The organism is Xanthobacter sp. AM11 (assembly GCF_047444035.1).
GTDB lineage: Bacteria > Pseudomonadota > Alphaproteobacteria > Rhizobiales > Xanthobacteraceae > Xanthobacter.
The window spans coordinates 2,873,817-2,895,303 of record NZ_JBLAOA010000001.1 but is presented as its reverse complement, the minus strand read 5'-3'; the positions used below and the strand labels follow the sequence as shown (position 1 = coordinate 2,895,303).

At 67.6% G+C, this 21,487-nt stretch carries 15 protein-coding genes and 1 tRNA gene; 14 read left to right on the top strand and 2 right to left on the bottom strand.

What is annotated here, in order from left to right:
* Window positions 1–9 precede the first annotated feature (9 nt).
* The 3 genes from ACI7BZ_RS13320 to ACI7BZ_RS13310 are packed head-to-tail and all read left to right on the top strand — an operon-like array spanning window position 10 to window position 6,435.
* A complete protein-coding gene (locus tag ACI7BZ_RS13320) occupies window positions 10–1,890 on the top strand; it encodes a class I SAM-dependent DNA methyltransferase (RefSeq protein ID WP_414117627.1) in 1,881 nt (626 codons plus the stop codon).
* Window positions 1,883–3,217, top strand: coding sequence for a restriction endonuclease subunit S (locus ACI7BZ_RS13315; protein ID WP_414117626.1), 1,335 nt, complete (start codon window positions 1,883–1,885; stop codon window positions 3,215–3,217). Before ACI7BZ_RS13320 ends, ACI7BZ_RS13315 begins: the two co-directional genes overlap by 8 nt.
* Entirely contained in the window at window positions 3,217–6,435 is a 3,219-nt protein-coding gene (locus ACI7BZ_RS13310) for a type I restriction endonuclease subunit R (protein WP_414117625.1), read from the top strand. The genes ACI7BZ_RS13315 and ACI7BZ_RS13310 overlap by 1 nt, the downstream gene beginning before the upstream one ends.
* A gap of 224 nt (window positions 6,436–6,659) precedes the next feature.
* Here the strand turns inward: ACI7BZ_RS13310 and ACI7BZ_RS13305 are convergent.
* Window positions 6,660–6,735: transfer RNA gene (locus ACI7BZ_RS13305), tRNA-Phe, on the bottom strand.
* Between the two features lie 425 nt (window positions 6,736–7,160).
* Here ACI7BZ_RS13305 and ACI7BZ_RS13300 point away from each other — a divergent pair.
* The 7 genes from ACI7BZ_RS13300 to ACI7BZ_RS13270 all read left to right on the top strand — a co-directional run bounded on the left by ACI7BZ_RS13300 (window position 7,161) and on the right by ACI7BZ_RS13270 (window position 14,914).
* On the top strand, window positions 7,161–7,820 hold the full coding sequence (locus tag ACI7BZ_RS13300) for a helix-turn-helix domain-containing protein (protein WP_414117624.1): 660 nt from the start codon (window positions 7,161–7,163) through the stop codon (window positions 7,818–7,820).
* Between the two features lie 146 nt (window positions 7,821–7,966).
* A complete protein-coding gene (locus ACI7BZ_RS13295; protein ID WP_414117623.1) occupies window positions 7,967–8,866 on the top strand; it encodes a class II glutamine amidotransferase in 900 nt (299 codons plus the stop codon).
* Window positions 8,863–9,570 (top strand): protein glxC, encoded by a 708-nt coding sequence (locus tag ACI7BZ_RS13290; RefSeq protein WP_414117622.1) that lies wholly within the window; start codon window positions 8,863–8,865, stop codon window positions 9,568–9,570. Before ACI7BZ_RS13295 ends, ACI7BZ_RS13290 begins: the two co-directional genes overlap by 4 nt.
* Window positions 9,571–9,773: 203 nt before the next feature.
* Window positions 9,774–11,111: an FMN-binding glutamate synthase family protein gene (locus ACI7BZ_RS13285; protein WP_414117621.1), complete on the top strand. Its 1,338-nt coding sequence runs from the start codon at window positions 9,774–9,776 to the stop codon at window positions 11,109–11,111.
* A gap of 84 nt (window positions 11,112–11,195) precedes the next feature.
* The gene (gene glnT, locus ACI7BZ_RS13280) at window positions 11,196–12,551 is read left to right on the top strand and encodes a type III glutamate--ammonia ligase (RefSeq protein ID WP_414117620.1); all 1,356 of its coding nucleotides are present in this window, start codon (window positions 11,196–11,198) and stop codon (window positions 12,549–12,551) included.
* A gap of 730 nt (window positions 12,552–13,281) precedes the next feature.
* Complete coding sequence (locus tag ACI7BZ_RS13275) at window positions 13,282–14,691, top strand: ammonium transporter (RefSeq protein WP_414117619.1); 1,410 nt, start codon at window positions 13,282–13,284, stop codon at window positions 14,689–14,691.
* A gap of 22 nt (window positions 14,692–14,713) precedes the next feature.
* On the top strand, window positions 14,714–14,914 hold the full coding sequence (locus ACI7BZ_RS13270) for a hypothetical protein (RefSeq protein ID WP_414117618.1): 201 nt from the start codon (window positions 14,714–14,716) through the stop codon (window positions 14,912–14,914).
* A gap of 137 nt (window positions 14,915–15,051) precedes the next feature.
* Here ACI7BZ_RS13270 and ACI7BZ_RS13265 read toward each other — a convergent pair whose 3' ends face one another.
* The gene (locus ACI7BZ_RS13265) at window positions 15,052–16,035 is read right to left on the bottom strand and encodes a LysR family transcriptional regulator (RefSeq protein ID WP_414117617.1); all 984 of its coding nucleotides are present in this window, start codon (window positions 16,033–16,035) and stop codon (window positions 15,052–15,054) included.
* Between the two features lie 123 nt (window positions 16,036–16,158).
* On the opposite strand from ACI7BZ_RS13265, the gene ACI7BZ_RS13260 reads away from it, so the two are divergent.
* The 4 genes from ACI7BZ_RS13260 (at window position 16,159) to ACI7BZ_RS13245 (ending at window position 21,407) form a co-directional block, all read left to right on the top strand.
* A complete protein-coding gene (locus tag ACI7BZ_RS13260; protein WP_414117616.1) occupies window positions 16,159–17,412 on the top strand; it encodes a sarcosine oxidase subunit beta family protein in 1,254 nt (417 codons plus the stop codon).
* A 176-nt stretch (window positions 17,413–17,588) separates the two neighbouring features.
* The gene (locus tag ACI7BZ_RS13255; RefSeq protein WP_414117615.1) at window positions 17,589–17,849 is read left to right on the top strand and encodes a sarcosine oxidase subunit delta; all 261 of its coding nucleotides are present in this window, start codon (window positions 17,589–17,591) and stop codon (window positions 17,847–17,849) included.
* Window positions 17,846–20,806 (top strand): sarcosine oxidase subunit alpha family protein, encoded by a 2,961-nt coding sequence (locus ACI7BZ_RS13250; RefSeq protein WP_414117614.1) that lies wholly within the window; start codon window positions 17,846–17,848, stop codon window positions 20,804–20,806. Before ACI7BZ_RS13255 ends, ACI7BZ_RS13250 begins: the two co-directional genes overlap by 4 nt.
* A complete protein-coding gene (locus ACI7BZ_RS13245) occupies window positions 20,799–21,407 on the top strand; it encodes a sarcosine oxidase subunit gamma (RefSeq protein ID WP_414117613.1) in 609 nt (202 codons plus the stop codon). The genes ACI7BZ_RS13250 and ACI7BZ_RS13245 overlap by 8 nt, the downstream gene beginning before the upstream one ends.
* Window positions 21,408–21,487 lie beyond the last annotated feature (80 nt).

Here is a 21,487-nt window from a genome sequence, read left to right as displayed (position 1 = left end):
AGAGGCGAAATGGCGCGGCAGGTGCTCAAGGACAAATTCACCGCCCTTCTCGCGGAGCTTGGCGGGTCCGCCGGCAATGGACGCCTGCTCGAAGCCCTTGCATGGGAAAAGGCGACCTATGACGCCGTAAAGGCGGAGCTGATCGACGAGGGCGTCATTCTTTCCGGCCGGGGACGGGGCGGCTCGGTTCGGCTCGCTGATGCAGCGGATATGGAAGTCGATGAGCCCCCGGCCGAAGACACGCCCGTTGAGGACCCGCCAGCAGCGCCCGCCCGGCCGAAGGCGCCCCGCGCGCCGACGACCGGCAACGGCAAGGGCAACGGCAAGGGCGGCGATCTCGGCATCGAGGCGGAGCTGTTCAAGACCGCGGACAAGCTGCGCGGCAACATGGAGCCGTCGGACTACAAGCATGTCGCCCTCGGTCTCATTTTTCTGAAGCACATCTCGGACAGCTTCGAGGCCAAGCGTGCCGAGTTGCTCGCGACCTATCCCGATGGCGCCGAGGACCGGGACGAATACGCCGCAGACAATGTCTTCTGGGTGCCGCCCGCGGCCCGCTGGTCGCACCTTCAGGCGAATGCGAAGCTGCCCGGCATCGGAAAGCTCATCGACGAGGCGATGATCGCCATCGAGAAGGACAATGAGAACCTGAAGGGCGTGCTGCCCAAGGATTATGCGCGCCCCGCCCTCAATGCGGTGATGCTGGGGGAGCTGATCGACCTCGTGTCCAATATCGCGCTCGGCCAGGAGAAGGGCACGGCGCGGGACCTGCTCGGCCGGGTCTATGAATATTTCCTCGGCCAGTTCGCCGGCTCCGAGGGGAAAAGGGGCGGCGAGTTCTATACGCCGCGCTCGGTGGTGCGGGTGATGGTGGAGATGCTGGAGCCCTTCAAGGGGCGCATCTACGATCCGTGCTGCGGCTCGGGCGGCATGTTCGTGCAGTCGGAACGCTTCGTGGCGGAGCACGGCGGGCGCATCGGCGACATCGCCATCTACGGGCAGGAGAGCAACAACACCACCTGGCGCCTCGCCAAGATGAACCTTGCGGTGCGCGGCATCGACGCCGACATCAAGTGGAACAACGAAGGCAGCTTCCACAAGGATGAGCTGCGGGACCTCAAGGCCGATTTCATCCTCGCCAATCCGCCCTTCAACATCTCCGATTGGGGCGGCGACCGGCTGAAGGAGGATGTGCGCTGGCGCTATGGCGTGCCGCCCGCCGGCAACGCCAATTTCGCCTGGGTGCAGCATATCGTGCATCACCTCGCCCCGGCGGGCGTGGCCGGTGTGGTGCTGGCCAACGGCTCCATGTCCTCCACCCAGAATGGGGAGGGCGAGATCCGCCGGGCGCTGATCGAGGGGGTGAAGGGCGCGCCGGGGGTGGTGGCAGGGGTGGTGGATTGCATGGTGGCGCTGCCGGGGCAGCTCTTTTATTCCACCCAGATTCCCGCCTGCCTGTGGTTCCTGGCCCGCGACCGCTCCAACGGCATCGCCCGCAACGCCAAGCTGCGCGACCGGCGCGGCGAGGTGTTGTTCATCGATGCCCGCAAGCTCGGCCACATGGTGGACCGCACCCGCAAGGAACTCGCCGACGCCGACATCGAAAGGATCGCCCGCACCTACCACGCCTGGCGCGGCGAGGCCGACGCCGGGGCTTACGCGGACGTGCCCGGCTTCTGCAAGGCGGCGACGCTGGAGGAGATCAAGGCCCACGGCTTCGTGCTGACGCCGGGGCGCTATGTGGGGGCGCAGGAGGCGGAAGAAGACGCGGTGCCGTTCGCGGAGCGGTTTGCGGAGCTACAGAAGCAACTTGATAAGCACTTCGTAGAGAATGAAATTCTGAGTGGCGAGATCCGGCGCAGGCTAGCTCAGGTCTTCGCCGATGAATGAATGGAGCTATCTGCCCGTCGAAGAGATCGCTGCCCCTCGAAAGGGCGCCCTAGCGACGGGACCATTTGGGTCAAGCATCGGCCTGAGCACCTTTAGGGATATAGGCGTTCCAGTGATCCGTGGAGCCAACCTCAGCGAAAAAATATCGCAAAGGCTCAGTGATGATGGGCTCGTCTTCGTCGATCCTGCATTGGCAGAGCGCTTCGAGCGTTCGCGCGTTCGGTTTGGGGACATTATTTTTACTTGCTGGGGCACGATAGGGCAGGTTGGAATAATCGACTCCAGGAGCAAATATGATGAGTACATAATAAGTAATAAACAAATGAAGTTGACAATAAATGAAAATATTGCAGATCCATTATTTATATATTACTATTTTTCTTCGCCCATGGGTCAAGCGGCGATTCTTGATAAGACTATTGGCAGTTCGGTTCCGGGGTTTAATCTGACGGGACTTCGATCTTTGTTGGTTCCAGTTCCGCGTCTACTCGAGCAGAAGTTGATCGCCTCCGTCCTCGGCGCCCTCGACGACAAGATCGAGCTCAACCGCCGGATGAACGTGACGCTGGAGGCGATGGCGCGGGCGATCTTCAAGGATTGGTTCGTCGATTTCGGCCCCACCCGCGCCAAGATGGAAGGCCGCGCGCCCTACCTCGCTCCGGACATCTGGTCGCTGTTTCCCGACCGGCTTGATGAGAAGGGGAGTCCGAAGGGGTGGACAGGCTCGACCATTGGGCGAGAAGTCGAGGTCGTCGGCGGATCGACACCCAGCACAAAGGAGGCTGCCTTCTGGGACGGGGACATCGCCTGGGCGACACCGAAGGACCTCTCATCTTTGAGCGCTCCGGTACTGCTCAGCACCGAACGGCGGATAACGGATGCCGGCCTTTCGCAGATCAGCTCGGGGCTGCTGCCGGTTGGAACGGTGCTCCTTTCATCGCGCGCACCGATCGGATACGTGGCGATCACCCAGATGCCAGTTGCGGTGAACCAAGGCTTCATCGCAATGGTTTGTAGGAAGCAACTCTCCAACGTATTTGTCTGGCTGTGGACGCAAGCGAACATGGATCAGGTTCACCAGAAGGCCAACGGATCGACATTTCAAGAGATCAGCAAAGGCAACTTCCGACCGATCGCGGTGACGATCGCGGCGCCAGATATTCTTCGAGCTTTTGACGATGCTGTGGTGCCTTTATTCGATCGCATCGTCGCGAACGAGAAAGAAAACATCACCCTCGCCGCCACCCGCGACCTCCTCCTCCCCAAGCTCATGTCGGGCGAGGTTCGGGTGAAGGACGCCGAGCGCATGGTAGAGGATGTCCTCTGATGGCCTATCTCTCCGAAGCCGCCCTCGAACAGGCCGTGCTCGATCAGCTCGGCGCGCTCGGCTATGCCTGCGCCAGCGAGGGGGAGATCGGGCCGGACGGCAGGGCGCCGGAGCGGGAGAGCAATTCCGACGTCATCCTCCTGAAGCGCCTTGCGGCCGCCATCGACCGGCTCAACCCTTTGATCCCCGCCGAGGCGCGCGGCGATGCGCTGCGCAAGGTGCGCGCCACCGAGATGCCCTCCCTCATCGCGGAGAACCGCCGCCTCTGCCGTCTGATGGTGGAAGGCGTGCCGGTGGAATATTACGCCGCGGACGGCACCATCCGCGGCGATACCGTGCGGCTGATTGATTTCGACGCGGTGGACGCCAACGACTGGCTCGCCACCCGCCAGTTCCCCATCGTCGCGGGCGGCTTCAGCCGGCGGCCGGATGTGGTGGTGTTCGTCAACGGCCTGCCGCTGGGCGTCATCGAGCTGAAGGCGCCGGGCAGCGAGAATGCCACGCTTGCCGGCGCCTATACCCAGCTCCAGACCTACAAGGCGCAGATCCCGGCCCTGTTTAACACCAATGCCGTGCTCGTCACCTCCGACGGCCTTTCCGCCCGCATCGGCTCGCTCACCGCCGACCAGGAGCGCTTCATGCCCTGGCGCACCACGGACGGAACCGCCATCGCCCCCAAGGGCCAGCCGGAACTTTCCGTGCTGATCGAAGGCGTGTTCGAGCGCCGCCGCCTGCTCGATCTGGTGCGGGACTTCACCGTGTTCGGCGAGACGGGATCGGGCCTCGCAAAAATCATTGCCGGCTACCACCAGTTCCACGCCGTGAAGCGCGCCGTCGCCTCCACCCTGCGCGCGCTGGCGCTGAACGCGGGGATCGCCCCCGAAGAGCCAGACGGCTTCCATGAGGAGCCGGCAAAGTATGGACTTCCTGACGTGGAGAACCACGCCGCGGGCGACAAGCGCATCGGCGTCATCTGGCATACCCAAGGCTCCGGCAAGAGCCTGCTCATGGCCTTCTATGCCGGCCAATTGGTGCGCCATCCCGGCATGGAGAACCCGACCATCGTCGTCGTCACCGACCGCAACGATCTCGACGAGCAGCTGTTCAACACCTTCGCCATGTGCCGCGACCTCATCCGCCAGACGCCGGTGCGGGTGGACAGCCGCGAGGCGCTGCAAGCTGAGCTGCAACGCGCCTCCGGCGGCGTGATCTTCACCACCATCCAGAAATTTGCTCCCGGCATCGGCGAGGCGAGCTACCCCACCCTCACCCCCCGCCGCAACGTGGTGGTCATCGCCGACGAGGCCCACCGTAGCCAGTACGGCTTCGGCGCGCGGGTGGAGAAGTCAGGCGCCATGGCCTACGGCTTCGCCAAGCACCTGCGCGACGCGTTGCCCAACGCCTCCTTCATCGGCTTCACCGGAACGCCCATCGAGAAGGACGACGTGAACACGCCGATGGTGTTCGGCGACTATATCGACATCTACGACATCTCCCGCGCGGTGGAGGACGGCGCCACGGTGCCGATCTATTACGAAAGCCGCCTCGCCCGCATCACGTTGCCCGAGGACGAGAAGCCCCGCATCGACGCCGAGATCGAGGAACTGACGGAGGACGAGGAAGTCACCGCGCAGGAGGCCATCAAGCGCAAATGGGCGACCATTGAGGCCCTCGTCGGCTCCCGCAAGCGGCTGGAGATGGTGGCCAAGGATCTGGTGCAGCATTTCGAGAACCGCATGGCGGCGCTGGACGGCAAGGCCATGGTGGTGTGCATGAGCCGGCGCATCTGCGTCGCGCTCTATGACGAGATCATCGCGCTTCGCCCCGACTGGCACAGCGCCGACGACGCGGCCGGCGCAATCAAGGTGGTGATGACGGGCTCGGCCGCCGATCCACCCGCCTGGCAGCAGCATATCGGCGGCAAGGCGCGGCGCGAAAAGCTCGCCGCGCGGGCAAAGGACGCCAACGATCCGCTCAAGCTGGTGATCGTGCGCGACATGTGGCTGACCGGCTTCGACGCCCCGTCCATGCACACCATGTATGTGGACAAGCCCATGAAGGGCCACGGCCTGATGCAGGCCATCGCCCGCGTGAACCGCGTCTTTCGCGACAAGCCCGCGGGCCTCGTGGTGGACTATATCGGCATCGCCCAGAATCTGAAGGCCGCGCTCGGCCAATATTCCGGCGCCGACCAGCGGCAGACCGGCATCTGTGAGGCCGAGGCCGTTGCGGCCCTGCTTGAGACGCACGAGGTCGTCGCGGCCATGTATCACGGCTTCGACTATCAGCGCGGCATCACCGGCACGCCTTATGAGCGTCTCGCCATGCTGGCCGAGGCCATGGAATGGATATTGACGCGCCAGCAGGAGGCCGCAGCGCGCGTCACCAGTGAAGAGGACAAGAGGCGCGAGCATCGCCGCTATCAGGATGCGGTGCTGGCGCTCTCGATGGCCTTCGCCTTGGCTGCCGCCAGCGACGCGGCGCGCGAGATCAGGGACGAGGTGGGCTTCTTCCAGGCGGTGCGCGCCGCGCTCCTCAAGACGGCAGCAGTCGGCGGAGGCAGCAGCGCCGGCCGCGCGTTCGCCATCCAGCAGATTCTCGACCGGGCCGTGGTTTCGACGGAGATCGTCGATATCCTCGGCGCCGCGGGGCTCCAGACGCCCGACATCTCGATCCTGTCGGACGAGTTTCTCGCCGAAGTGCAGCAGCTGGAGAAAAAGAACCTGGCCCTTGAGGCCCTGCGCAAGCTGCTGAACGATGAAATCCACTCGCGTACCCGGACGAACGTCGTCGAGACCAAGAGATTTTCGGAGCGCCTTGAGGCGGCAATCGCGCGCTACCACACGAATGCGATCAGCACTGTTGAGGTGCTACAGGAACTCATCGGCCTTGCAAGGGATGTGCGGGCAGCCCGCGTGCGCGGCGAGGAAGAAGGCCTGTCGCCTGACGAAATCGCCTTTTATGACGCGCTCGCCGAGAATGAGAGTGCGGTCCAGGTGATGGGCAACAATTCGCTGAAGGTGATTGCCCATGAGCTGCTCGTCGGCCTCAAGGGTAGCGCCTCGGTGGATTGGTCGCACCGGGAGAGCGCGCGAGCCAAAATGCGGGTGCTGGTGAAGCGGGTTTTGCGGAAGCACGGATATCCGCCCGATCTTCAGGATGCGGCGGTCCAGACGGTTCTGCGACAAGCCGAGGTACTCTCAGCGAGTTGGGCGTAGCTTCACCCCTTCCCCCTCCAGGCCGGTTCCGCCCAATGCTCCCCGCGGGCAACCGACGCACATGTGCACCGGCGCGCCCGTCGCCCTGGCACGGTGGCGAAAATGCGGCAAACGGGTCAGCTTAATTGACCTGAATCAGCCCTGAAAGCGCAAAACCAAACCGGGGCCAAGCGGGAGCTTGCCAAGCTCGCCAGCCGATAAAAGGCTATGATTTCAATGGGGAATGGTGCCCAGGGGCGGAATCGAACCACCGACACTGCGATTTTCAGTCGCATGCTCTACCAACTGAGCTACCTGGGCGTCGGGACGTGGTGAGCACGTCCCGAGAGCCGCGAGTGTATAGAGAGGAAGATGGGGGCTGTCCATAGGGTCGGCCACATCATCGCTGCCCGAAGGCAGGAGCTGTGGAAAAGCGGTGCCGGCCCTGCATCGGCGGGGGGCCGGCCGGGGCCTGTCGGCGGGCGCGGGGTGCGGTTTTGGGCGGCGCCTCGCCTTCGCGGCCCCGCGCGCAAGCGGGCTTCGTCGCGACGGCCTGGCAGCGCCAGGAAGGGTTTGGATGGCGCGATGCCTGCCCACAACGCGCCCCGCCGGCCCGGCGCCGCGCTGTGCGGGAAGGGGGGCGGCGCGGGCCGGAGCCGCCGATTTTGGCGTGTTTTCTTCTGCGGAAACTGGCACAGTGCGCCATCGGATGCATCGCCATCCAGGCGGCAGTTTCGGGGGGAAAAGTGGCGGAGAGGAAGGCGCGGGGCACCGCAGAAACGCCGGAACCGGCAGACTACACCACCGGATCCGGCGCGCCGGCCGCCGAGGCGGCAACCTTGGAGCAGGCCCTCGGCGTCCAGGTGCGCTCCATCCGCCGGGAGCTGGACCTCACCGTTTCCGACCTCGCCGGCGCCGCGGGCATCTCGGTGGGCATGCTCTCCAAGATCGAGAACGGGCAGATCTCCCCCTCCCTCGCCACGTTGCAGGCCATCTCGAAGGCCCTCAACGTGCCCATCACCACCCTGTTCTCCGCCTTCGAGGAACGGCGGGACTGCTCGTTCGTGCGCGCCCGCCAGGGCGTCATCATCGAGCGGCGCGGCACCAAGGTGGGCCACCAATACGAGCTTCTGGGCCATGGCCTCGGCGGCGACATCGTGGTGGAACCCTACCTCATTACCCTTTCGCAGGAGGCCGCCCCCTACACCGGATTCCGCCATGCCGGGGTGGAGTTCCTCTACATGCTGAGCGGAGAGGTGATCTATCGCCACGCGGACCGCACTTATCACCTGCGGCCCGGCGATGCGCTGATGTTCGATTCCGGTGCCGCCCACGGCCCGGAGACGCTCCTCGCCACCCCCATGACCTACCTCTCCATCATCGTCTACGGGCGGGACCGGCACTGATCCGACCCCCGTGCGGGTCCTTGTTCCTTCGACATTTTTCTTCAAACGAAACTTTTATTCTTTATCGTTGACGCACCTCTCCATCCGGCGTACCACTTCTTCCCAGAGCCGCCTGCGCGGCCGAAAACGGAGACAGTGACAGCGCCATGTGCGGCATCGTCGGACTTTTCTTGAAGGATCCCAAGCTCGAAGGCGAGCTGGGGGGCCTGCTCGCGTCCATGCTCTGCGTGATGACGGATCGCGGCCCCGACAGCGCAGGCTTCGCGGTCTACGGCTCGGGCGCCAAGGACAAGGTGAAGCTCTCGCTGCGCGCGGCGCGGGGCTATGATTTTGCCGCGCTCAATGCCGGCCTTTCCCTTCCGGCAGATGGATTGCCGGGACTCACCGTGCGCGGCACCCATGCGGTCGTCGAGGTGCCGGCGCTGCGCGAGACGGCGGTCCGGGCGTTCCTGGCCGAGCGGCACCCCGAGGTGGCCATTGTGGGCACGGGCGCGCGCATGGAGATCTTCAAGGAAGTTGGCCTGCCGTCTTCGGTGGCGGACACCTTTGGCCTGGCCGGAATGCGCGGCACCCATGGCATCGGCCATACCCGCATGGCCACGGAAAGCGCGGTGACCACCGCCGGCGCGCACCCCTTCTCCACCGGCGCCGACCAGTGCCTGGTGCACAACGGTTCCCTCTCCAATCACAATGCCTTGCGCCGGTCGCTGACGCGCGAGGGGGTGAGCTTCGAGACCGAGAACGACAGCGAAGTGGCCGCTGGATACCTCACCTGGCGCATGAAGCAGGGTGCCTCTTTGGGCGAGGCGCTGGAAGCCGGCCTCAAGGACCTCGACGGATTCTACACCTTCGTCGTCGGCACGCAGACCGGCTTCGGCGTGCTGCGCGATCCCATCGCCTGCAAGCCGGCCGTCATGGCCGAAACCGACAGCTATGTGGCCTTCGGCTCCGAGTACCGCGCCCTGGTGGGCCTGCCGGGCATCGACAAGGCCCGCGTGTTCGAGCCGGAGCCGGCGACCGTCTATTTCTGGGAGCGCCCCCAATGAACGCCATCTCCCCCGACGTGACGTTCGACCTTGCCGCCACCCCCCTGCGCGAGCTCAACGCCGCCCTCCACCAGGCCACCGGCGAGAGCAATGCGCGCCGCTGGCGGGTGCTCAACCCCGGCGGCCGCCATGCGGTGGCGGCGGGGGTGGCCGCGCCGCTCACCATCGAGATCGAGGGGCACGTGGGCTATTACTGCGCCGGCATGAATGCCGAGGCGTCGGTGATCATCCATGGCAATGCCGGCGTCGGCGTCGCCGAGAACATGATGAGCGGCTTCGTCCATGTGCGCGGCGATGCCAGCCAGTCGGCCGGGGCCACCGCCCATGGCGGCCTGCTGGTGATCGACGGCAACGCCTCCGCCCGCTGCGGCATCTCCATGAAGGGGGTGGACATCGTGGTGAAGGGCTCGGTGGGCCACATGAGCGCCTTCATGGGCCAGGCCGGCAGCCTGGTGGTGCTGGGCGACGCCGGCGAGGCGCTGGGCGACAGCCTGTACGAGGCGAAGCTGTTCGTGCGCGGCACGGTGAAGAGCCTGGGGGCCGACTGCATCGAGAAGGAGATGCGGGACGCGCACAAGGCGCTTCTGGCCGAAAAGCTGAAGGCCGCCGGCCTGGAGGGCGCGGTGGATGTGGGCGAGTTCCGCCGCTACGGCTCGGCCCGCCGCCTCTACAATTTCCACGTGGACAATGTGGACGCCTATTGAGCGACACCGGCCTCTCCCGAGCCGCGCTTTCCCTCTCCCGCTGGCGGGGGAGGGCCACGGAGGGGGAGGACCGGGGAGGGGAAGGCGCCAGGATCGTGGACCGGCGCCGCGTGGCAGCACCGCGCCCCCCTCCCCTACCCTCCCCCGCCAGCGGGAGAGGGAGTTCACCGTTCGCAATCAACGCCGTTCCGGGTGAGGACCCCATGACCGCCCACAGCAACACGCCGCGCACGCCGCCGCGCTTCTCCGCTACCTTCGATCCCGCCACCCTGGCGGAAATCCGTCGCGCCGCGGCCACCGGCATCTATGACATCCGTGGCGGCGGCACCAAGCGCAAGGTGCCCCATTTCGACGACCTCCTGTTCCTCGGCGCCTCCATGTCGCGCTATCCGCTGGAAGGCTACCGCGAGAAGTGCGGCACCGAGGTGGTGCTGGGCACCCGCTTTGCGAAGAAGCCCGTTCACCTGAAGATCCCGGTCACCATCGCCGGCATGAGCTTCGGCGCCCTTTCGGCGCAGGCGAAGGAAGCGCTGGGGCGCGGCGCCTCCACGGTGGGCACCTCCACCACCACCGGCGACGGCGGCATGACGGCCGAGGAGCGCGGCCAGTCGCAGACCCTGGTCTACCAGTATCTGCCGTCGCGCTACGGCATGAACCCGGTGGACCTGCGCAAGGCCGACGCCATCGAGATCGTCATCGGCCAGGGCGCCAAGCCCGGCGGCGGCGGCATGCTGCTGGGGCAGAAGATTTCCGATCGCGTGGCCGCCATGCGCACCCTGCCCAAGGGCATCGACCAGCGCTCGGCCTGCCGCCATCCCGACTGGACCGGGCCGGACGACCTGGAAATCAAGATCGAGGAACTGCGCGAGATCACCGATTGGGAAAAGCCCATCTATGTGAAGGTGGGCGCCTCCCGTCCCTATTACGACGTGGCGCTGGCGGTGAAGTCGGGGGCCGACGTGGTGGTGCTGGACGGCATGCAGGGCGGCACCGCGGCCACCCAGGACGTGTTCATCGAGCATGTGGGCATTCCCATTCTCGCCGCCATCCGCCCGGCGGTGCAGGCGCTGCAGGACCTTGGAATGCACCGCAAGGTGCAGCTGATCGTCTCCGGCGGTATCCGCACCGGCGCGGACGTGGCCAAGGCGCTGGCGCTGGGGGCGGATGCGGTGGCCATCGGCACCGCGGCACTGGTGGCGCTGGGCGACAACGACCCGCACTATGAAGACGAATACCAGGCGCTGGGCACCACCGCCGGAGCCTATGACGACTGGCACGAGGGCCGCGACCCCGCCGGCATCACCACCCAGGACCCGGAGCTGGCGGCGCGGCTCGACCCGGTGAAGGCCGGCCGGCGCCTTGCCAACTACCTCTCGGTGTTGACCCTGGAGGCGCAGACCATCGCCCGCGCCTGCGGCAAGAGCCATGTGCACAACCTGGAGCCGGAGGACCTCGTGGCCCTCACGGTTGAGGCCGCCGCCATGGCCGGCGTGCCACTGGCCGGCACCAGCTGGATACCGGGGAAGACCGGCGGCTACTGAGCCGCGCCCCGCCGCAGACCCGGCCCCGCCGCTCGACCGGCGGGGCCAAATCAAAACAAGACCTGTCCTTTCCGGGGATCGAACATGAGACGCACTGCCGAAATCGCACGGGAGGCGGAGGGGCGCGCCGCCGTCTCCGCCAGCACCGACCTCGCCAAGGCGGCGAAGGAGCGGGGCATCAAGTATTTCCTCATCTCCTATGTGGACCTGTTCGGCGCGCTGCGGGCCAAGCTGGTGCCCGCCGCCGCCATCGGCCCCATGCAGAAGGAGGGGGCCGGCTTTGCCGGTTTCGCCACCTGGCTCGACATGTCGCCGGCCGACCCGGACCTGTTCGCGGTGCCGGACCCTTCCAGCCTCATCCAGCTGCCGTGGAACGAGGAAATCGGCTGGCTCGCCGCCGACCTGTTCATGGAAGGCAAGGAGGTGGCGCAGGCCCCGCGCACGGTGCTGAAGAAGCAGCTGGCCGACGCCGCCGACCTCGGCTACGCCATGAAGACCGGCGTCGAATGCGAGTATTTCCTCATCAGCCCCGACGGCAAGGCCATTTCGGACGGCTCGGACACTGCGGAAAAGCCCTGCTACGACCAGTCCGCCCTGATGCGCCGCTACGATGTCATCAAGGACATCTGCGATGCCATGCTCAAGCTGGGCTGGGGCGCCTACCAGAACGACCATGAGGACGCCAACGGCCAGTTCGAGATGAACTGGAACTATGACCACGCCCTCCTCACCGCCGACCGGCACGTGTTCTTCAAATACATGGTGAAGTCCATTGCCGAGAGGCATGGGCTGCGCGCCACCTTCATGCCCAAGCCGTTCATCAACCTGACCGGCTCGGGCTGCCACGCCCATGTCTCCTTGTGGCAGAAGGGCAAGAATGCCTTCTCCGATCCCAAGGGCGAGCTGGGGGTGTCCCGGCTCGGCTACCATTTCATCGGCGGGCTGATCCACAATGCGGACGCCCTGTGCGCCATCACCAATCCCACGGTGAATTCCTACAAGCGCATCAACGCCCCGCGCACCCTTTCCGGTGCCACCTGGGCGCCCAATACGGTGACCTACACCGGCAACAACCGCACCCACATGATCCGCATTCCCGACGCGGGCCGCTTCGAGTTCCGCCTGGCCGACGGGGCGGCGAACCCCTATCTGCTGCAGGCGGGCCTGCTGGCGGCGGGGCTCGACGGCATCGTCAACGAGCGTGACCCCGGCAAGCGCCTCGACATCAACATGTATACCGAGGGGCACAAGGTGAAGGGCGCCAAGCGGCTGCCCCTGAACATGCTGGACGCCCTGCGGGCGCTGGAGAAATCGCGGGTTCTCGCCGACCGGCTCGGCACCCCCTTCGTCTCCGGCTACCTGAAGCTGAAGACCGAGGAATGGAACGCCTTCTCCCGCCACCTCACCCAGTGGGAGCGGGACAACACGCTGGACATCTGACCCCCACGGGCGACCGGCTCTATCAATAATTTAGAGACTGATTCACCGATCAGGTTGATTCAACCTGATCGGATCAGGCTCTAGAGCACGTTCCGCTCAGCTTGCATCGCAAGCTGAGCGGTAAAACGTTCTCTATCAATAATTTAGAGACTGATTCACCGATCAGGTTGATTCAACCTGATCGGATCAGGCTCTAAGCCGCTGCATTTTTAAGGCCCCGGAGACCACTCCGGGGCCTTTTTCTGTCTTGCGCGCCATCCGCCGCCGGCCGGCGCGGCACCGGGGCGAACCCGCGCCCGAACCCGCGCCCCTGGCGCGCGGCGGCGGGCCCCTGACGCACCCGGAGGGGACGCCTGTCGTTTGGGCATTTTGGCGCCGCCGACCTGCATTTCTACAGCATTGAATTACATCATTATTTCATGATTTCTGGGGAATGACGCCTCTTTTGCGGGCAAGATTTGTCCTCCTCTGCGTCATGGAATGGTCATTACCCCGCCCCGCGCGCCCCCCGCAAGCACGGACTGCATCGGGATGGCGCCCCGAAAAGCCCTTCGCGATCAACGCATTTTCCCGTCCCCGCCGGTTCCGGGGCGGCGGCGGGGGCGGCCGGGAGCCGATTATAACTCTCTGGCATAAGAGTTGCTCCTGAGTGAACTCAGGGTCGGAGGGGGGCACCGCATGACGGCGGCCGCTCGCACCCTGTCACAGGCAACAGCGTTCGGGGATCTCCATGACGGATCAATTGGCCGCGCTGACGACCATCTTCACGGAATTCTATTATTTCCTGACGGTCGTCCTCATGTTCTTCATTCATGTCGGCTTCTGCATGTACGAGGTGGGTGCCGCCCGCGTGAAGAACGTGCAACACACGCTACTCAAGAACACCATGGCGATTCCGCTGGTGGGCCTGGCTTTCTTCCTGTTCGGCATGTGGATCTACATCGCCTTCCAGGGCTGGCCCATCTCCACGTCCTCGCTGACCTTCACCACGGGCTTCGAGCCCTGGTCCACCAAGATCGCGCCCAACCTCACCGACCGCATCTCGGGCGTGTTCTGGGCGGCCTTCGCCCTGTTCGGCATGACCGCGGCCTCCATCGTCTCCGGCGCCCTCATCGAGCGCACCAAGACTTCGGGCTTCTTCATCCTGGCCATCTATGTGGGCGCCATCGCCTGGGTCATCCCCGCCGCCTGGGCCTGGGCCGGAAACGGCTGGATGGCCCAGTATCTCGGCTTCCATGACCAGTATTGCTCCGCCGTCCTGCACTCGGTGGCGGGCTTTGCGACCCTGGGCGTCCTGATCAACCTCGGCCCGCGCATCGGCAAGTTCGCCGCCGACGGCACGCCGCGCGAGATTCCGGCGCACAACCCCTGGCTCGTCACCATCGGCCTGTTCATGATCTATGTGGGCTTCTGGGGCTTCTATGCCGCCTGCCACATCCCGATCGTGGACGTGGGCACCGCCGGTGCGCCCTATTTCACCGCCACCAACATCTATGGCGTTCCGATCACCTTGTCGGGCGTGACCATGAACTTCCTGCTTGCCCTGTTCGGCGGCATGGTCGCGGCTTACATGGTCTCCAACGGCAATGCCTACTGGACCTATTCGGGCGGCCTGACCGGGCTCATCTCCGCCTCCGCCGGCAACGACTTCTACCACCCCATCATCGCTTTGGTGATCGCGGTCGCCGGCACCATCATGGCCTACAAGCTGCATTATTGGGTGGAGCGGAAGTTCAAGATCGACGACGCGGTGGGCGCCGTCGCGGTGCACGGCTATTGCGGCCTGTTCGGCGGCATCGTCGCTGGCTTCGCCCTGTGGGGCTATCCGGCGGTGCTGCCCTCCTCCGGCGCGCTCATCACCCTGGGCGAGGGCGTGGGCTGGTTCGGCGTCAATGCCGAGGGCCTGCCCATCATCACCCCCATGGGCAACATCATCGGCTCGCTGGTGTTCGCCATCGGCTTCGGCTTCATCCCCGGCTACGTGATCTCGAAGCTGCTGGCCATGGCCGGCCTGCTGCGGGTGCCCGCCTCCACCGAGGTGAAGGGCCTCGACGGCAAGCACGTTCCCGCCACCTACCCCCACCACTCCGGCATGGAAGAGGCCTTCGAGGCCATCCAGCGCCGGGAAGCCAAGCTCTGACCGTCTTGCAAGGAGAAATCCAATGAATACGGGCGTCACCTCCCTCGCCAAGCTCACCGAGATGGCCGAGGTCTATCCCTTCGCCGGATACGAGCCGCTGTTCTCCGTCATCGCTCTGGTGTTCTTCGTGGCGTTCATCGCCAAGCAGATCTCCATGGACAAGGTGCTGCACGAGGAACAGATCGACCACACCGCCGAAGCCATGGCCACCCCGGCCGAATAGCCGGCGCCGGGCCGCGTGGCCCACGGGCGGGGCGTGGCCCCGCCCGTACGCACCATCTTGCGGGGCTTGGCCCCGCCCGCACCACCGGGCATCGCGCGGGCCTTCGCAAGGGCCGCGCGATGCGCCGTGAGAGGGGGCTACGGCTCTGTCCCGGCCGCGCCGTCGGGCACCGCGATGGCATCGAGCCACGGCAGGGCCGGGCGCAGCGCCGGCAGGACCCGCGCTTCCAGCTCCTCCCGGCAGAAGGCGGCGGCCTCCCGCGGCAGGCGTCCCAATTCCTGCCGCCGCGCCACCAGGATGAGGCTGCGCGAAAAGGCCGGTCCCGGCAGCGGACCGGCGGCGAGGCGCGCCAGGTCCACCCCCGCCTCGTGGATGCACAGGGGCGTCGTCACCGCAAACCCCTCCCCCGCCGCCACCGTGGCCGTCACCCCCTGCGGCGTGTCGAACTCCATCCGCCGCGGCAGGTCGAGCCGCAGCCGCCGCAGATGCCGCTCCACCTCGATCCCGGTCTTGGAGCGCGCCGAGAAGCGCACCAGCGGCAGGCGCCGGGCGAGGCGGGCGAGGTCGTCCACCCGCGCCGGCGGCTCGGTGCCGGCGGGCAGCAGCAGCACATAGGGTTCGGTGAGCAAAGGAAAGCGCTCCAGCCCCTCGATGTCCGCCAGTTCGTCCACCCCCGCCAGCATGTCCAGCTGGCGCGAGAGCAGCGCACTGGCATGGGAGGCGGTGAGGCCGGAGAGCACCGAAACCTGCTCCGCCAGCGCCGCCAGCCGCCCGGCCAAAGGCGCCGCCAGCGCGCGGGTGAGGGAATCCACCAGCCCGGCGCGGATGAGGGGCAGCCGGCCGTGCTCGGTCTCCTTCAGGGCGGGCACGATCTGCCGCGCCTCGGAGAGCAGGGCGCTGGCCTTCTGCCGCAGCACCCCGCCCGCGGCGGTGAGGCCAAGCGGCCGCACCGAGCGGTCGAACAGGGCAAGCCCCATGCGCCCCTCCAGTTCCGCCACCGCCTGCGAAACCGCCGGCTGGGTCAGCCCCAGCCGCCGCGCCGCCCCGGCCATGGCCCCCGCCTCGCAGACCGCGAGGAAGATCTCCAGGGTCTTGAGATCGAACGGCAAAAGCTCCCGCACGGCGCACGCTCCCTACTATAAGCAGGATTTATATTAACCCTCGTTTGCCAGCGAGATATAGAGGGTCACGGGGTTTGCCCCGCCGCCGCGCCGGTCCCGGCGCGCCCGTTCCAGTGAGCGCCCATGTCCCGCTATTCCGTCCTGAGCCTCATCGCCAACGCGCTCAACGGCCAGACCGGCTGGGTCCCGGCCTGGCGCGATGGCGCGCCGCAGCCGGCCTATGACGTGATCATCGTCGGCGGCGGCGGCCATGGGCTCGCCACCGCCTATTACCTCGCCAAGGAGCACGGCATCCGCAACGTGGCGGTGCTGGAGAAGGGCCATATCGGCTCCGGCAATGCCGGGCGCAACACCACCATCATCCGGTCGAACTACCTGCTGCCGGGCAACGAGCCGTTCTACGAATGGTCCATGAAATTGTGGGAGGGGCTGGAGCAGGAGCTCAACTACAACGCCATGGTTTCCCAGCGCGGCATCATCAACCTCTACCATTCCGATGCCCAGCGCGACGCCTATGCGCGGCGCGGCAATGCCATGCGCCTTGCCGGCGCCGATGCCGAGCTTCTGGACCGCGGCCAGGTGCAGGCGCTGTGTCCCTTCCTCGATTTCGACAATTCCCGCTTTCCCATCCGCGGCGGGCTCCTGCAGGCCCGCGCCGGCACCGCGCGCCATGATGCGGTGGTGTGGGGCTATGCCCGCGGCGCCGACCGGCTGGGCGTGGACATCGTGCAGAATTGCGAGGTCACCGGCTTCCTGCGTGCGGGCGAGGCGGTGGTGGGGGTGGAAACCACCCGCGGCCCCATCCGCGCCGGAAAGGTGGGCCTGGCGGTGGCCGGCTCCACCTCGCGCCTCGCCCGCCATCTCGGCCTGCGCCTGCCCATCGAGAGCCATGCATTGCAGGCCTTCGTCTCCGAGGGACTGAAGCCGCTGGTGCCGGGGGTCATCACCTTCGGCATGGGGCATTTCTACGTCAGCCAGTCGGACAAGGGCGGCCTCGTCTTCGGCGGCGACATCGAGGGCTACAATTCCTATGCCCAGCGCGGCAACCTGCCGGTGGTGGAGGATGTGGCCGAGGGCGGAATGGCCATCATGCCCCGCATCGGCCGGCTGCGGATGCTCAGGTCCTGGGGCGGCCTCGTGGACATGTCCATGGACGGCTCGCCCATCATCGACGTGGGTCCGTTGCCCGGGCTCTATCTCAACACCGCGTGGAACTACGGGGGCTTCAAGGCAACCCCGGCCTCGGGCTGGTGCTTCGCCCACACCATCGCGCGGGAGGAGGCCCACCCCCTCAACGCCGCCTTCCGGCTGGACCGCTTCCGCTCCGGCCATGTGATCGACGAAAAGGGAGTCGGCCCCCAGCCGAACCTGCATTGAAGGCGACGGACGCAAAAGCCGTCGTGCTCCGGCTTGACCGGAGCCCCCATCTCTCCGCCGGACACCGCGTCCGGCCCGCGCATGGGCCCTCCGGTCAAGCCGGAGGGCGACGGCGGCGGGCAGCGCGTGAAACCCGCCTGCCATTCCATCCCCACCACCCCAGCCGGACCTGACCCATGCGCATCACCTGTCCCTATTGCGGCGCGAGGTCGTCCCACGAATTCGCCTATCTCGGCGATGCCGCGCCGAAACGGCCGGACACGGCGGATGCGGACGCCTTCCACGCCTATCTCCACGAGCGCGACAACATCGCCGGCGTGATGGAGGAGCTGTGGTACCACGCCGGCGGCTGCCGCCGCTGGCTGACGGTGACGCGCGACACCCGCACCCACGACATCACCGCGGTGAGATTCACCCGCACGGAGGCGGCCGAATGACGAGGCTTTCCGCAGGCGGGCTCATCGACCGCAGCCGCACCCTTTCCTTCACCTTCGACGGCCGGCGCTACAGCGGCCACCCCGGCGACACGCTGGCCTCGGCCCTGCTGGCCAATGGCGTGCGCCTCATGGGCCGCTCGTTCAAATATCACCGTCCGCGCGGCGTGGTGACCGCCGGCTCCGAGGAGCCCAACGCTCTGGTGGAGCTGCGCAGCGGCGCCCGGCGCGAGCCCAACACCCGCGCCACCACGGTGGAAGTGTTCGACGGGCTGGAGGCGGCCAGCCAGAACCGCTGGCCCTCCCTCGCCTTCGACCTGCTGAGCGTGAACCGCCTCGCCGCGCCGGTCCTCGGCGCCGGCTTCTACTACAAGACCTTCATGTGGCCCGCCGCCTTCTGGGAAAAGGTCTACGAGCCCATGATCCGGCGTGCCGCCGGCCTCGGCCGCGCCGCCGATGCGCCGGACCCGGACACGTATGAGAAGGCGACGGCCTTCTGTGACGTGCTGGTCATCGGCTCCGGCGCGGCGGGCCTTGCCGCCGCCCTCGCCGCCGGGCGCGCCGGGGCGCGGGTGATCCTGGCGGAGGAGGATTTCCGCCTGGGCGGGCGGCTGCTGGCCGAGCGCGCCACCATCGACGACGCCCCGGCGCTGGATTTCGTGGCCAAGGCCGAAGCCGAGCTTTCGAGCCTGCCCCAGGTGCGCCTCATGCCCCGCACCACCGTATTCGGTGCCTATGACGGCGGCGAATATGGCGCCGTGGAACGCATGGCCGACCATCTGCCGGTGCCCGCCCCGTTCCAGCCGCGCCAGCGCCTGTGGCGCATCGTGGCGAAGCGCTGCGTGCTGGCGGCGGGCGCCTTCGACCGGCCCATCGTGTTTCCCGGCAACGACCGGCCGGGGGTCATGTCCGCCCTCGCTTTGGCCACCTATGCCAACCGCTACGGCGTCGGCGCCGGGGCCAGCGCCGCCGTGTTCTGCAACAACGACCATGCCGTCGCCGCCGCGCTGGATGCCGCCGCCGCGGGCCTGCGGCTGGAAGCCCTCATCGACGTGCGGCCCGCCGTGGCGGAGGGGCTGGCGGCGCGGGCGAAGGCGCTGGGGGTCCGCCTCATCGCCTCGGGCGAGGTGGTGGCCACGTCCGGCAAGTGCCTGTCGTCCATCACCGTCCGCACCCCGGGGGGAAGCGAGCGGCTGGCGGTGGAGGCGCTCGGCGTTTCCGGCGGCGCCACGCCCAATGTCAACCTCGCCTGCCATATGGGCGGCAAGCCCCGCTGGCAGGAGGACATCGCCGCCTTCGTGCCCGGCGCCCTGCCCCCGGGCATGGCGGTGGCCGGCGCCGTGGCCGGGCGCGGAACGCTGGCGCGCTGCCTGGCCGACGGCACCGCGGCCGGCGCCGCCGCCGCGGCCGACGCCGGCTTTGCCGCCACCCCCGCCCCCGCCCCGGTGGCGGACGAAACCCCCGCCGGCCTTGCCTCCTTCTGGCAGGTGAAGGCCAAGGGCGACCTCGCCTTCGTGGACCTGCAGAACGACGTGAGCGCCAAGGATGTGGCCATCGCCCACCTTGAGGGCTTCCGCGCGGTGGAGCTGCTGAAGCGCTACACCACGCTGGGCATGGCCACCGACCAGGGCAAGACCTCCAACATGGCCGGCCTCGCCATCATGGCCGAGCTGACCGGGCAGTCCATTCCCACCACCGGCACCACCCTGTTCCGCCCGCCCTACACGCCGGTGGCCCTCGGCACGCTGGCCGGCCACCATCGCGGCGTGGATTTCAAGCCGACGCGGCCCACCCCCACCCATGCCTGGGCGCAGGCGCAGGGGGCGGTGTTCGTGGAGGCGGGCCTGTGGCTGCGCGCCCAGTATTTCCCGCAGCCCGGCGAAACCGACTGGCAGCAGAGCGTGAACCGCGAGGTGATGGCCACCCGCTCGGCGGTGGGCGTCATCGACGTGTCCACCTTCGGCAAGATCGACCTCCAGGGGCCGGACGTGGGCGCCCTGCTGGATCGCGTCTACATCAACACCTTCTCCACCCTGCCGGTGGGCAAGGCGCGCTATGGCGTGATGCTGCGCGAGGACGGGCTGGTGATGGACGACGGCACCACCGCCCGCCTCGCCGACCACCATTTCGTGATGACCACGACCACCGCCAACGCCGCCAAGGTGTTCCAGCACCTGGAATTCTGCCTGCAGGTGCTGTGGCCGGAGCTGGACGTGGCGCTGGCCTCGGTGTCCGAGCAATGGGCGCAGATCGCCATATCCGGCCCCCGCGCCCGGGAGGTGCTGGCGCGGATCGCCGACGGGCGCGACGTCTCCAACGCCGCTTTGCCCTTCATGGGCGCGGTGGAGGGCACGGTGATGGGCGGCGTGGCGGCACGCATCTTCCGCCTCTCCTTCTCCGGCGAGCTGGGCTATGAAATCGCGGTGCCGGCGCGGCACGGCGAGGCCCTCATGCGGGCGCTGATGGCGGCGGGCGAACCGTTCGGCATCACCCCCTACGGCACCGAGGCGCTGGGGGTGATGCGCATCGAGAAGGGGCACGTCTCCGGCAACGAGCTGAGCGGGCGCACCAGCGCCCGCGACCTGGGGCTGGGACGCATGGCCTCCACCAGGAAGGACCACATCGGCCGCGTCATGGCGGCGCGCCCCGGCATCGCCGATCCCGACCGGCCCGCCTTGGTGGGCCTGCGGCCGGTGGACCGCGGCGCCCGGCTGCGGGCCGGCGCCATCCTGCTCAGCCCCGGCGCGGCGCCCACCACCGCCAATGACGAGGGATACATCACCTCGGTGGCCTTTTCCCCCACCCTCGGCCACGCCATCGGCCTCGGCCTGCTGAAGCGCGGACCCGCGCGCCTGGGCGAGACGGTGCGCGCCTATGACCCGGTGCGGGGCGGTGACATGGCGGTCGAGGTGTGCTCTCCCGCATTCGTTGACCCGGAAGGGGAGAAGCAGCGTGGCTGACCTCATCGCACACCTCGCGCCCACCCGCCTCCTGCCGGAAGGCCACTATGGGGCCGATGGCGCCGCCGGCGTGTCCGCGCGGCTGGTGGAGGGCCTTGCCGCCGCCACGCTGGTGGCCCGCAGGGGCGCCGCCGGCCGCCTCGCCGCGGCCTGCGCCGCCGCCGGCCTGCCCCTCGCCGACGCGCCGCGCCTTTACGCCGGGGCGGGGCTGGAGGCGGTGGGCACCGGCCCCGGCCGCTGGCTGGTGTTCGCGCCCGAAACCGGCGGCGCCGCGCTGCGCTCCCGCCTCGCCGCCCTGGCCGCAGACCTTGCCGCCGTCACCGACCAGAGCGACGCCAACCTGGTGTTCGATATTTCCGGCGCGAAGGCGCGCGACGCCTTGGCCAAATGCGTGGCGGTGGACCTCCACCCGTCGGCGTTCCGCGCGGGGGATGCGGCCACCACCCTGGCCGCCCATGCGGGCGTGACCTTCTGGCTGGCCGATGCCGCGCCGGTGTTCCGCTTCGCCGTGCCGCGCTCGTTCGCGCCGGCCGTCCTGCGGGCGCTGTGCGCCGCGGCGGCCGAATACGGCTTCGCCCTCGCCGGCACCGGGCGAGGTTGACCGCAGCGCGGCGCGCGCCCCGCCTTTTCCGCCCTGTTTTCCTTCACGCGCGCCCGCCTGCGCCCGTCGCACGCCGCGCC

Coding starts and splice junctions, on each gene's coding strand:
- ACI7BZ_RS13295 (WP_414117623.1), top strand. CDS start 7,967: ATGTGCGGCATCGTCGGACTTTTCTTGAAGGATCCCAAGCTCGAAGGC.
- ACI7BZ_RS13285 (WP_414117621.1), top strand. CDS start 9,774: ATGACCGCCCACAGCAACACGCCGCGCACGCCGCCGCGCTTCTCCGCT.
- ACI7BZ_RS13310 (WP_414117625.1), top strand. CDS start 3,217: ATGGCCTATCTCTCCGAAGCCGCCCTCGAACAGGCCGTGCTCGATCAG.
- glnT (WP_414117620.1), top strand. CDS start 11,196: ATGAGACGCACTGCCGAAATCGCACGGGAGGCGGAGGGGCGCGCCGCC.
- ACI7BZ_RS13255 (WP_414117615.1), top strand. CDS start 17,589: ATGCGCATCACCTGTCCCTATTGCGGCGCGAGGTCGTCCCACGAATTC.
- ACI7BZ_RS13275 (WP_414117619.1), top strand. CDS start 13,282: ATGACGGATCAATTGGCCGCGCTGACGACCATCTTCACGGAATTCTAT.
- ACI7BZ_RS13260 (WP_414117616.1), top strand. CDS start 16,159: ATGTCCCGCTATTCCGTCCTGAGCCTCATCGCCAACGCGCTCAACGGC.
- ACI7BZ_RS13320 (WP_414117627.1), top strand. CDS start 10: ATGGCGCGGCAGGTGCTCAAGGACAAATTCACCGCCCTTCTCGCGGAG.
- ACI7BZ_RS13290 (WP_414117622.1), top strand. CDS start 8,863: ATGAACGCCATCTCCCCCGACGTGACGTTCGACCTTGCCGCCACCCCC.
- ACI7BZ_RS13270 (WP_414117618.1), top strand. CDS start 14,714: ATGAATACGGGCGTCACCTCCCTCGCCAAGCTCACCGAGATGGCCGAG.
- ACI7BZ_RS13250 (WP_414117614.1), top strand. CDS start 17,846: ATGACGAGGCTTTCCGCAGGCGGGCTCATCGACCGCAGCCGCACCCTT.
- ACI7BZ_RS13315 (WP_414117626.1), top strand. CDS start 1,883: ATGAATGAATGGAGCTATCTGCCCGTCGAAGAGATCGCTGCCCCTCGA.